The organism is Agrobacterium larrymoorei, assembly GCF_037722385.1.
Taxonomy (GTDB): domain Bacteria; phylum Pseudomonadota; class Alphaproteobacteria; order Rhizobiales; family Rhizobiaceae; genus Agrobacterium; species Agrobacterium larrymoorei_C.
This window is the reverse complement of the sequence record NZ_JBBKAQ010000001.1, coordinates 910703-922725: the sequence shown is the minus strand read 5'-3', so window position 1 is coordinate 922725 and position 12023 is coordinate 910703. Positions and strand designations below refer to the sequence as shown.

The 12023-nt window shown below is 58.4% G+C and carries 12 protein-coding genes; 6 read left to right on the top strand and 6 right to left on the bottom strand.

Translation table 11 applies throughout. From position 1 onward, the window contains the following. The first annotated feature begins 1 nt into the window (after position 1). Positions 2-1132, top strand: a complete 1131-nt coding sequence (locus WKI41_RS04060) for a substrate-binding domain-containing protein (RefSeq protein WP_340192208.1) — start codon at positions 2-4, stop codon at positions 1130-1132. A gap of 43 nt (positions 1133-1175) precedes the next feature. Here the strand turns inward: WKI41_RS04060 and WKI41_RS04055 are convergent, their stop codons facing one another. After that, the gene (locus WKI41_RS04055; protein WP_340192207.1) at positions 1176-1928 is read right to left on the bottom strand and encodes a GntR family transcriptional regulator; all 753 of its coding nucleotides are present in this window, start codon (positions 1926-1928) and stop codon (positions 1176-1178) included. A gap of 162 nt (positions 1929-2090) precedes the next feature. On the opposite strand from WKI41_RS04055, the gene WKI41_RS04050 reads away from it, so the two are divergent. Then, complete coding sequence (locus WKI41_RS04050) at positions 2091-3293, top strand: mandelate racemase/muconate lactonizing enzyme family protein (RefSeq protein WP_340192206.1); 1203 nt, start codon at positions 2091-2093, stop codon at positions 3291-3293. Positions 3294-3303: 10 nt separating this feature from the next. Continuing rightward, complete coding sequence (locus WKI41_RS04045) at positions 3304-4074, top strand: SDR family oxidoreductase (protein ID WP_340192205.1); 771 nt, start codon at positions 3304-3306, stop codon at positions 4072-4074. A gap of 20 nt (positions 4075-4094) precedes the next feature. Here the strand turns inward: WKI41_RS04045 and WKI41_RS04040 are convergent, their stop codons facing one another. Continuing rightward, on the bottom strand, positions 4095-5018 hold the full coding sequence (locus WKI41_RS04040; protein WP_340192204.1) for a MurR/RpiR family transcriptional regulator: 924 nt from the start codon (positions 5016-5018) through the stop codon (positions 4095-4097). A gap of 99 nt (positions 5019-5117) precedes the next feature. On the opposite strand from WKI41_RS04040, the gene WKI41_RS04035 reads away from it, so the two are divergent. The 3 genes from WKI41_RS04035 to WKI41_RS04025 all read left to right on the top strand — a co-directional run bounded on the left by WKI41_RS04035 (position 5118) and on the right by WKI41_RS04025 (position 8291). Next, positions 5118-6482: an MFS transporter gene (locus WKI41_RS04035; RefSeq protein WP_340192203.1), complete on the top strand. Its 1365-nt coding sequence runs from the start codon at positions 5118-5120 to the stop codon at positions 6480-6482. A 62-nt stretch (positions 6483-6544) separates the two neighbouring features. Then, positions 6545-7021, top strand: a complete 477-nt coding sequence (locus WKI41_RS04030; protein WP_340192202.1) for a GAF domain-containing protein — start codon at positions 6545-6547, stop codon at positions 7019-7021. A gap of 43 nt (positions 7022-7064) precedes the next feature. Next, the gene (locus tag WKI41_RS04025) at positions 7065-8291 is read left to right on the top strand and encodes a metal-dependent hydrolase family protein (protein ID WP_340192201.1); all 1227 of its coding nucleotides are present in this window, start codon (positions 7065-7067) and stop codon (positions 8289-8291) included. Here the strand turns inward: WKI41_RS04025 and WKI41_RS04020 are convergent. From WKI41_RS04020 to WKI41_RS04005, 4 genes are read right to left on the bottom strand one after another with little or no spacing between them, the layout of a single operon-like run. Next, entirely contained in the window at positions 8278-9687 is a 1410-nt protein-coding gene (locus WKI41_RS04020) for an FGGY-family carbohydrate kinase (protein ID WP_340192200.1), read from the bottom strand. The genes WKI41_RS04025 and WKI41_RS04020 overlap by 14 nt on opposite strands. Then, the gene (gene rhaM, locus WKI41_RS04015; RefSeq protein WP_340192199.1) at positions 9684-10007 is read right to left on the bottom strand and encodes an L-rhamnose mutarotase; all 324 of its coding nucleotides are present in this window, start codon (positions 10005-10007) and stop codon (positions 9684-9686) included. The genes WKI41_RS04020 and rhaM overlap by 4 nt, the downstream gene beginning before the upstream one ends. Positions 10008-10010: 3 nt before the next feature. Beyond that, positions 10011-11021, bottom strand: a complete 1011-nt coding sequence (locus tag WKI41_RS04010) for an ABC transporter permease (RefSeq protein WP_340192198.1) — start codon at positions 11019-11021, stop codon at positions 10011-10013. Beyond that, complete coding sequence (locus WKI41_RS04005) at positions 11018-12019, bottom strand: ABC transporter permease (protein ID WP_340192197.1); 1002 nt, start codon at positions 12017-12019, stop codon at positions 11018-11020. The genes WKI41_RS04010 and WKI41_RS04005 overlap by 4 nt, the downstream gene beginning before the upstream one ends. Positions 12020-12023 lie beyond the last annotated feature (4 nt).

The following is a 12023-nucleotide window of genomic DNA, read 5'->3' as shown; positions in this document are numbered from 1 at the left end:
CATGACATTGAGGACATTACTGGCGACGACGGTTGCGCTGACATTTGCCGGGCAGGCAATGGCGCAGAATTTCAACGACCCTGCCGAATTCAAAAAGCAGCGTGAACAGCTTTCGATGAAGCCGCAGGGGCCTGAAGGCAAGCCCTGGGAACAGCATCTTGGCGACGGCATGGTAGATACCGCCAAGTACAAGAAAGACGGCAAGGTTACGCTCTGCTTCTCCAATGCCGGTGTCTTCAACCCCTGGCGCGTCGTCGGTTTGAACAACCTGAAGGCAGAGGCTGAACTGCACAAGGATCGGCTTCAGGATATGGTCATTGTCGATGCCGAAGGCAAAGATGATAAACAGATCTCCGATATCGAAGCGCTGGTTAGTGGCGGAAAGTGCGATGCGCTCATCGTCTCGCCAAACACCACTGCAGCGCTGACGCCTGCCGTCGAAGCCGCTTGCGCCAAGCTCCCGGTCATCGTGTTCGACCGTGGCGTCAACACGTCTTGCCCGGTCACCTATATCCACCCTGTGGGCGGTTACGGCTTCGGTATTACCTCCGGCGAGTTCATTGCCAGCAAGCTGAAAAAGGGTGACACAGTTCTGGCGCTGCGCATCGTGCCGGGCGTCGATGTTCTCGAAACGCGCTATTCGGCGGCGAAGAATATTTTCGATGAGGCTGGTCTCAAGGTCATCGGTTCGGAGTTTACCGGAAGCGACGGCGCGAAAACGAAAGCCGTGGTTGAGGATTACATCAACCGCGGTGAAAAGATCGACGCCATCTGGATGGATGCCGGCGACACGGCGACAGCGGCGCTTGAAGCTTTTGAAGATGCCGGTCTACCCTATCCCGTTATCAGCGGCGAAGACCAACAGGACTTCCTGCGCAAATGGCAGTCCGACAAGCTGACCGCCATTGGGCCTTCCTATCCGACTTACCAATGGCGGACTGCCGTGATCGCCGCGCTCGACGTGCTGGACGGCAAGAAGGTACCGGGTCCGGAATGGGTGCTGCCGCAGCCTGCGATCACCCAGGATACGCTTGCAAAATATATCGACGAGAGCATGCCGCCACTGCATTACAGCCTTTGCGGTTGCCAGGACTTGCCGGGCTATCCCGAGCGATGGGGCGGCAAGAAGTAATTGTCGCTTGAGGGGAAGGGGCGCCACTATGCCCCTTTCTTTTTTACCCGAAGATAGGCTCGATGCTGCAATCCAGCAGCCGCGGATCGATACCGGCCTCCATCTCCGCGAACATGGAGTCGACGAAGCCGATCAGCGTGTCGGTAGCGCTGAGTGCCGTTTCCAAATGCCGGTTGGCCACTGCATTCAACACCGAGAGATGGCAGTCGATAGTTGTCGAAAGATCGGCCTTTCGGTCGGTGATCGTGTGATGAATGAAGCCAATACGACGATAGATCGTGTGGAGCGGTCGCAACGTATGCTCAAGAAACGGTTCGTCCGCGGCAGCGAGCAAAAGCCGATCGATCCGGCGATCCAACACATTGAAATCGTCCAGCGTTATCTTCTCGCGGCGCTCGCGCAACATATGCTCGATGTGGAGCATCTGGTTGCGGTGGGACAGGGTGGCACGATCGATTGCCAGTCTCACGACGAAGCGTTCCATGTCTCTGCGAAGCTTCAGCAGCAGGCGTTCCCGCGCAAGATCGATTGGTGCCACTCTAAGGCCGTGGCGGGGCAGGACCGTCAGAAGTGTGTCGGTTGCCAATCGGCTGACGGCGTTGTGAACAGGAGTTCGTCCCAATCCCGTGGCATCCTGTAGTTCCTGCAGGGTCAGTTGCTTCCCAGGCTTCAGCTCACAGTTGATCAGCAGTCCCTCGATCCTCTCATAGGCAAGTTCGAAAAAGTTGACCCTGTTGGCGCGTTTTGGTTTCGCCTCATCTGTCACGAGCGAGGGCTTTGTTTGCTTGCGGGCCATCTTCGGTGTGCTCCAGCGGGGGTGGATTATCGTGTGGATGTTTTGCCTAAAACATATTGTGATATTTTACCAGCGTGATTACTAATGCTGCCGAAGACGGCTGAGAGGTCGGTCACGTCATCATTGTGATGGTCGTGACGCGGATGATGCCGGGAGGGATGCATGAAAATTACGTCTATCGAGACCCTGCGAACGGAAGAGTTTGCAAACGTTCTATGGGTGCGCGTCCACACCGATGCGGGACCGATCGGTCTTGGCGAGACCTTTTACGGCGCGGGCTCGGTTGAGGCGCATATTCATGATGTGCTTGCGGGGCGCTTGCTGGGACGCGATCCCCTACGCATCGAGGCACATGCGCGTGAGCTTGTGAATTTACCCATGGCGCAGGCTTCGACCGGCGCAGAATACCGTGCGGCCTCGGCAATCGACCTTGCGCTTTGGGACATTTTCGGAAAGGTGTGCAACCAGCCGGTTCATCAGATGCTGGGCGGCCTCTGCCACGATCGCCTTCCCGTCTACAACACCTGCGCTGGCTACGGCTATGTTCGTTCCAACAAGATCAGGCCGGTCGATACGTGGAATTTCAGGGACAATGCCGAGGGCCCTTATGAAGATCTGAAAGGCTTCATGACGGACGCGGGGGCGCTGGCGGAAAATCTGCGGGAGCAGGGTATCTCTGCGATGAAGATCTGGCCCTTCGATCCCGCCGCCATCGAGAATGACGGTCGATATATCACTGCCGAGCAGCTGCGTGCGGCTATCAAGCCTTTCGAGCAGATCCGTAAGCGGGTCGGTGACCAAATGCAGATCATGGTGGAGTTCCACAGCCTGTGGAACCTGCCGACCATCAAGAGGATCGCCCGCGAGCTGGAAGCATTCGACCCAACCTGGTACGAAGACCCGATCCGGATGAATTCCGTGTCCGCGCTCACCGAGCTTGCTGCGTCGACAAGCGTTCCCATCTGTGCCTCCGAAACGCTCGGCTCACGCTTCCCCTATAAGGACATGCTGGAATCTGGCGCGATCGGTATCGTCATGACTGATCTGGTCTGGACCGGCGGCTTGACCGAAGGTCGCAAGATTGCGTCGCTGGCAGATACCTATCACCGACCCTACGCGCCGCATGACTGCACCGGCCCGGTTGCCTATGCCGCCGCCGTCCATTCGTCTTTCTCCCAGACGAACACGATGATTCAAGAATCGGTCCGGGCCTTTTACACCGGCTGGTATAAAGAGCTTGTCACCCATGTTCCGGTGATCGAAAACGGGTTCGTCCTGCCGATGGATGGACCGGGCCTCGGCACGGAATTGCTGCCGCAGGTTTTCGAGCGGTCGGACCTGACGGTTCGCCGCAGCACGCTTTGAGGAGGAAACGATGAGCAACCATTCCATTTTCGATCTTACCGGTCGCACCGCACTCGTCACCGGTTCGTCGCGCGGTCTTGGCCGCGCAATGGCTGAAGGCCTCGCTGTTGCCGGGGCCCGGATCCTGATCAACGGCACGATCCCGGCTCGTGTCGAAGAGACGGTCGCGGAATTTCGCAGTGCTGGTCACGAGGCTGAGGCTGTGTCCTTCAACGTCACCTCGGAAGAAGAGGTGAAAGCGGCATTCGCGAAGTTGGATGCCGAGGGCATTTCGGTCGACATTCTCATCAACAATGCCGGCATCCAGTATCGGAAGCCAATGGTTGAGCTGGACACTGTTGATTGGCAGCGGGTGATCGACACCAACCTCACAAGTGCTTTCGTTATTGGTCGCGAGGCAGCAAGGCGTATGATCGCCCGCGGACACGGCAAGATCGTCAATATTGGCTCGCTGACCAGCGAACTCGCGCGTGCAACTGTGGCGCCTTACACGGTCGCCAAGGGGGGCATCAAGATGTTGACCCGTGCCATGGCGGCTGAGTGGGCGCAGCACGGCATTCAGGCGAATGCAATCGGCCCAGGCTATATGCTGACCGACATGAATGAGGCTCTCATCAGCAATCCTGAGTTTGACGCTTGGGTGAAGGGGCGCACGCCCGCAAAGCGTTGGGGCAAGCCGGAAGAACTGATCGGCACCGCCGTTTTCCTGTCCTCCTCGGCATCCGATTACGTCAACGGCCAGATCATCTATGTCGATGGTGGGATGCTGGCCGTTCTGTGAGGTTGGGGTCAGCTTGCGGGTTAAAGCTGATCGAACGGCTTTCCCGCCATGGGGGCTGTTTTGGTGAAGAGCAGATCCTGATGTTGCCATTGCTCCTCGAAGTCGGCGATGGAGCGCGCGCTCATTTGAGGGTTGAGCGCGCCCAACTCTGCGGAGATGGCTTCAGCAAGCCCGATGCCGGGGACGACGGTTGCGTAAAATGAGGTGCTTTCTGCTGGCGCCAGGAGCAAATAGTCGGCATTTTTTGCCAGTGCATCCACGGCAGCGTCGGTGATCACGCACGTGGTTGCGCCTTTGGCCTTGGCCTGAGCGGCAGCCCTGATCGCGGAATTGTAAAGGCGCCAGAAGGTGAAGATGATGACGACATCGTTTTCCTTCACGTCACCCAGCGCATTGGCGATCATCACCCCGTCGGTCGCCAGTTCCATGCGGTAGCCGCAGAGCGTCGCGTGGTGCGCGAGGATGTTGGCAATGGAGGCGAAGCTGCCCGACCCCAGGACGATTCTTCGTTTTGCGCCTGCAATAAGTTTTGCAATCTCTTTGACCGAGTTGCGGTCGGTCCGTCGACGCAACGCCGTCAGCTGCTCGATCTGACGGTTCATGGCCGCATCGAACGGGCGCTCATTGCCGGTTTCCTGTTGGTGGACGACGCTGACCTCAGGTGCCGAAAGCTTGCTCATGAAGCGTGTACGGATTTCCTGGCGAAGCTCCGGCCACCCTGAAAAACCAAGACTTTGCGCGGTTCGCGTGATCGTCGCAACGTTGACGGCAGCCTTTTGAGCAAGTTCGGCGGCGGATGCAAAAGAAGCGTGCCGCGGGTCGTTGATCACCGCCTGTATCACCTCGTGCGCTGCTGGCGTCAGCGAAAATTTCTCATCGAGATGACGCAGCCAGTCTTCGAGCGTCCCCGCAAAATCGTCTGCAGCGTTTTTTGCATATTGCATTAATAATCATTCCTGTGCAAAAAATGTTGCGCGACGAAAAGACGCGCACACCATCCGCAACGCGGCGGAGGTGACACACTATAATAGTGGGAACCACAAATGTATAATACTGCTGCAAGACTGGAGAGGCTGCCCGTTGGGCGCTTTCAATACAAGCTGCTTATGATGGGCGGGCTGGGCTACATGTTCGAGGCCTGGGACGCAGGCATCATCGCGTTTCTACTTCCGGCGCTTCGCGCGCAGTGGCAACTCACCAGCCTTCAGGTCGGCTATCTGGCCAGCAGTACCTATGTCGGCTTCCTCATCGGCGCGCTCATTGCCGGCGCGATCGGCGACCGCTATGGGCGCAAGAACGTCATGCTCTGGGCGCTCGTCCTCTTTTGCCTGGCAAGTCTTGCAGGCGCTGCCGTCAATGACTGGCACCAGTTCTTCGCGTTGCGCGTCGTCGGTGGTATCGGTATGGGCGCCGAGGCAGCAATCATCGCGCCGTTCCTCTCCGAATTCGTTGGTGCGAAGTATCGTGGGCGATTTACGGCTTCGCTCGCAGCCTTTTTCTCCTTCGGCTTCGTCATTTCGGCCGTTCTCGGATATCTGCTCGTGCCCGCCTCCGACGACGGCTGGCGTTATGCTTTGATCGTCACCGCGATGCCGGTTGTCGTGGTCTTATGGTGGCGCCGCGGCTTGACGGAATCGCCACGCTGGCTGGAAAGCCAGGGCCGTCATCAGGAAGCAAATGACATCGTTACCGGCATCGAAAAGCAATACGAGGCGCGCGGCGTCGTTCTGCCTGCACCGGAACGTGCCGCGCAGGTCTCTGCAACGCCCAATACCTCGCTGATGGCAAACTTCAAGGCGCTGCTGTCTCCACGCTTCCTGCGCATCACCATCATGACCTGGCTTCTCTGGGTATCGGTCACTTTCAGCATATACGCCTTCATGACATGGATCCCGAGCCTGCTTGTAGAGCGTGGCATGACCATGACGAAAAGCTTCTCCTTCTCGATCCTGATCTATGCGGCGCAGATCCCCGGCTACTTCACCGCGGCCTGGTTCTGCGAGAAGATCGGACGTCCCTATACGATCGTGCTCTACATGGCGCTGGCCGCTGTTTCGGCGCTCTCGCTTGCTTTCGCCACCGGTGATACGCAGGTCATCGCGCTTGCCATGACACTCTCCTTCTTCATCAATGGCGTTGCCGCCGGAGAATACGCCTACACGCCGGAAGTGTTTCCAACGCGCATCCGTGCCACCGGCGTCGGCACCGCCTCGGCCATCGGCCGCATCGGCGGGATTGCGGCACCGATCCTCGTGGGAGCCGTTTATCCGATCGGCGGTTTCGCTGGCGTGTTCGGCATGACGACCGTCATCCTGTTCATCGGTGCGATGTCCGTGCTCTTCCTCGGCATTCCGACAAAGAACCGGTCGCTGGAGGAAATCGAGGCGGAAGAGTTTGCCGCGCGTTGACATCATCCAGGCACATCAGGGAGCGGCGGCAGCTGCTCCCTTATCAGCAAAAGGATCACGATATGCACAATGAGATCAGCCTTTACGAGGCCATGAAGCTGCCCGATCAGCCAGCACCCTTCTTCCAGGCTCTCGATGAGCTTTTTCAGCGCGATGTGGGGCACGTGCTCTTTACGCTGCTCGCGGTCGATGGTGGTGAAGTCGTTCGCATCTACTCCTCGGACCCCGAGCATTATCCGGTGTCGGGCCGCAAGCCTATGACTGACACGCCCTGGGGCCGCCACGTTATCGGTCAGCACAAGAGTTTTCTTGCCAAGGATATGGACGGCATCAAATGGGCGTTTTTCGACCATGAACTCATCGCAAGTCTTGGCGGCGGCACGCAGATCAACGTGCCGGTCGTCTTCGACGGCTCTTGTATTGGCACGATCAATCTGACCCATCGCGCTGGGATTTATGACGAGCGTCATCTGGACCGTGCGGAGGCGCTCGCGCCGTGGTTGGTCCCATACTTCTTGCTGGCAGCGAAACAGCGTTGAGGCGCTGTGCGCGCTCCTAAGACATCGATCGAAAGTGAATGCAATGAGTTCAATTCTTCTCAAAAACGCCCGGATCGTTGATGGATCGCAGGGTGAACCGACCGCTCCGACAGATGTGCTCATCCGTGACGATCTGATCATAGAAGTTGGCCTGGCGCTCTCGGCGACTGCAGACCGGGTGGTCGACCTGGATGGCAAGATTCTGATGCCTGGTCTGATCGATGGCCATGTCCATGTCATCGCCACCAAACTCGATCTTGGCGCCAATGCGGATCTGCCGAATTCGTTGGTGGCGCTGCGCTCGGCCAAGATCATGAAGGCGATGCTGATGCGCGGCTTTACCACGGTTCGTGACCTGGGCGGCGCCGATCATGGTCTGGTGGAAGCGCTTCACGAGGGCACGATTATTGGCCCAAGACTGATTATCTGCGGCAAGGCGCTGTCACAGACGGGGGGCCATACCGATTATCGAGGCCGGTTCAATCGTCGTTCGGTCGAGCATTATCCCGATCAGCTGGGGGCGCTCGGAAGGATATGTGACGGCGTCGATGCGGTGCGCCAGGCGTGTCGTGAAGAGGTCAAGGGTGGCGCGCAGTTCATCAAGCTCATGGCCAATGGCGGAGTATCCTCGCCGACGGATCCGATTGCTAATCTCGGCTTTTCAAGAGACGAGGTGCTCGCAGCCGTCGAAGAGGCGGAGAATGCGCAGACCTATGTGGCGGCCCACCTTTATACCGATGCCGCTATCCGCCGCGCGATCGAGTGCGGGGTCAAGTCCATCGAACATGGCAATTTGATTTCGCCGGAAACCGCGCAGCTTGCCAAGGAGCGTGGTGCCTTCGTCGTGCCGACCAACATCGTCTATGATCGACTGGCAAAGGACGGCGCCTCGCTTGGCCTGCCGCCTGTCTCCGTCGCCAAGATCGAGGATGTTCGCAGCGCTGGTTTCGAGGCTCTGAAAGTGCTGCACAAGGCCGGCGTGACGATGGTCTACGGTACGGATCTGCTCGGTGAAATGCATGAGCATCAGTCGGAAGAATTCGTTCTTCGTGGGCAACACCTCCCGGCCGCAGATGTTATCCGGTCCGCAACGCTGGATGCGGCCAAGGCGCTTGGCTTCGAAGGTAAGCTCGGAACCGTGGCCCCGGGCGCTTTCGCCGATCTGATCGTCGTGGACGGCAACCCTCTCGACGATCTGTCAGTCTTGACCGGTCAAGGTAAGCACATGCCGTTCATCATCAAGGACGGTGAGTTCGTCAAGCAGAGCTGATACTGTGAGAAGAGCGTGGCGCCTGGGCCTCACCCTGGCATTCCCGCCACCTTCTGGCGTAGGCGTCCAGGTCCGCAATTCTCTCGCTCACGCGCTCGGTAGGAACATCCGACTTCGTGCCGGTAAGAAAGCTGGCGCCGAGCGACGTGCCTGTGTGAGAGGCGGAGGCGTGAACGTCTCGGCCGGATAAGGTGGCGAGTGCTGCCCCAAACACCCGGTTGGCGGCGAAAGGCCCCTCCACGACGATTGGTCCACGCGATCCGATCAGGTCGAGGCAGGTCATCGTCATCAAAGACTGATAGAGGCTGGCTGCTGCGCGTCGCCCTTCATCCGTTTGTGGCTCGTTGCGCCACCCGCCCGTCGCGCCCGGAAACGGGCCAGTGCCGCTGACGACGCTAGGCAGCAGCATCTGGCCTTGCGTTATGACGTCTCTCAGCGCTGCCCACTCTGCTTCCGGTTCGACGGTCTTTAAGGTCTTGGTGACCAGTTCCCATTCACGGCCACCCATGTAACGCGCGGAAGGCACAGGTTTGCCGAAGGCATCCACGTTGACAAGCGTATCGCGCGTCTCATCGAGATCGACCGCCTGTCCGCCGGCGGCAAAGCACACGACCCATGTGCCGGTCGATACGACCGTGCAAGGAAGACCGAACCCGACGAGATGCGGGAGTAGCGACGCGTTGGAATCGTGGATCCCGCAATAGACTGGAACGGGAGAAGGAAGGCCAAGTTGCTCAGTGACGGTCGGCGTCGTTTCCCCCAACACGTCGAAGGCAGAGCGGATGGGCGCCATCAGGTCGGCAATACCGAGATGCGCAACGAGTTCTGAATGGACGCCTTCGAAGGGGCGCCACAGATCCGTGTGGCAGCCCAGGGACGTCGCCTCATTCGCGGCGATACCGGTTAAACGATGCGCCCAATATTGTGGGTAGGTGAGAATGGTCGCGACAGAGGCGAACTCATCGGGAAAGCATTCACGCTGATAGTGGAGTTGGGCACCAAGGTTTAGCCCTCCTGTCAGCCGAGGGGAAAAGGTCTCCGCAAAACCCGGACGGATTGCCTCGTAGGCTTGGACGACGTGTTCAGGGAATGTGAATTCATAATCCAGAACCGGCAATGCCAGTTCGCCTGTGGCGCTCAAGAGTGCTGCACTCGCGCCGTGTGTGGTAATCGAGATCGCCTGATACCCCGGCACACTCTTAAGTTCGGCGAGCCCTTCCACAATAAACCGCCACAGCGCATCCGTATTGTAATGCGGATAGGGAGGGCCGCTTACGATCCTGTTGGCAATCTTGCGGGACGCCAGTTCCTTGCCGCTCTCACAATCGACAACGATCAGTTTCGCATGGGTCTTGCCGATATCGATGACGGCAACGGTTCGGATTGGCTCCCTCATGGCAAATGAAAGACGGTGACGAGATCGGTTGCGACGGGAGAGTTGTCCGGGTTGCTCTCCATGATATCTGCCATGTGCGCCCACCATTTCTTCATCACGGGATGATCGGGCAGTGCCGCCATGTTGTGGTCTTTCGGACGTGCGAGGACGCCAAAAAGGGTATTGGTCTCCGGGTCGAGGTGAATCGAGTAATCCGTGACGCCAGCTTCGTGCAGCAGATCAACGAGCTCCGGCCAAATCTCGTCGTGGCGCTTCTTGTATTCCGCCTGCTTGCCGGCAAAGAGCGTCATCTTGAAAGCGTGTTTCTCAAGCTCTGACATTATTTACCTCATGGCTTTCAGGCGGCGCACGACGATTGGAATGGCGATGGTGATGATCAGCAAAAGCCCGACGAAGATCGACATGACGATGCCCGGAACGTTAAGAAGACCAAGACCGAAAGTGACGAGCCCCATGACGAAAGCGGCAATCACCACGCCGCCGATCGTGCCGGAGCCGCCGAGGATCGACACACCGCCGAGAACGACCATAGTCACGACCTCCAGCTCCCAGCCTTGAGCAATCGACGGGCGCGTGGAGCCCAGCCGCGAGGTGAGGCAAACGGCGGCAATGCCGCTCATCAGGCCCGTGAGCAGGAACAGGATGAACTTAACGCGTTCCACAGGCACGCCGGAAAAACGTGCGGCGAAGGGATTGTTGCCGATGACGTAAACCTGTCGTCCAAAATTCGTCGCATGCAATAAAATTGCAAAGATGATCGCCATCAGAACGAAGAGTACGAATTCGAAGGAAATCACCCAGAGGACATAGCCCTGGCCGAAATAAGCGAAGTCTTCGGGATATTTGCCAAAGGCTTGGTCGCCCAAGACCATGTAGGAAATACCGCGAAACAGGCTCATCGTGCCGATTGTGACGACGATAGAAGGAAGCTTCAGTCCGGCAACAAGAAAGCCGTTAAAAGCGCCGCAGCCAAGGCCAACTCCAATGCCGATCGCCACAAGCCCCGGCGTTCCCATACCCATCTGCACCGCGTAACCCATAGCAGTTGAGGCAAGAGCGATAATGGCCGCAACCGACAGGTCAATTTCACCGGCGATAATGAGAAGCGCCATGGCAAAGGCGATCATCGCCTTTTCGGTGAAGTTAAAGGTCGCGTCTGAGAGGTTCCAGGCGTCGAGGAAGTACGGCGAGGCCAGCGCGTTGGCGATGAAGATAAGGATCGCCACGCCGAGCAGCAGCACTTCCCAGCTTGCCATGATGCGACGCAGAGGTGTGCCGAGTTTGTCCGGAATGATGCGGGGCGACATCTGCGGTTGGGAATGATCAATGCTCATGCCGCAGCCTCCTTGCTCTGTTCGGTGGCGGACCTGTCGCGCAAGATGATGCGGCCTTTGCGTGCTTCTGCGCGCGCGTTGAAGACGACAGCCAGCACGATGACGATGCCGGAGATCGCCATCTGCGCGAAAGGTGAGATCCCGATTACTGGAAGCGCATTCTTGATGACGCCGAGGAAGAGCGCGCCAAGGACTGCGCCGACCACAGAGCCGATGCCGCCCGCAATCGAAATGCCACCGATGACATTGGCCGCGACGCTATCCAGTTCGAAGCCTTGAGCGATATCCACATAGGCAACCGCATAGCGCGATACCCACAAATAGCTTGCAAGACCGGCGAGCGCGCCGGAGAGGACGAAGGCAAGGAAGCGCGTGTGGCCGACATCTATGCCGGCATAGATCGCGGCATTCGGGTTGCCTCCAGACGCATAGGCTGAACGACCGAAGGCGGTTCGCTTCAGGATGATCCACGCGGCGACGATGACGAGGATCGCCACCCAGGACAGAACCGGTATGCCGAGGATCGGCGTGCGGGGAACGTTTAAGAACGTCGGGGACATCTGGTGCGCGTTCACCCACGCACCGCCCGAGAGAACGAAAGCCATGCCGCGATAGATGGTGAGGGTACCAAGCGTCACCACAATCGACGGAAGTCCAAGCCACCACACGAGAATGCCGTTGATCGAACCGAGCAGCGCACCAATCCCCACAGCCATGGCGACGAGCACCGGGAGCGGGAGGCCGGGGAATGCGGCATTTGTCATGGCCACCGCCATCCCGGTGAATGCCAGATTGGCCGCCACCGACAGATCGATGGATTTGGTGAGGATAACAGTCATCTGTCCCAGCGCCAGAATGATCAGGATTGACGTATCATTGAAGATGTTGATGAGGTTGGCGGGCCGCTCAAAGCCAGGCGACCGAAGCGAAAAGCCGATGATAAGCAGAATGATAATGCCTGCCAGCAGCCATTCGCGGTTCTTCAAAAGTGTCTTCATGCGT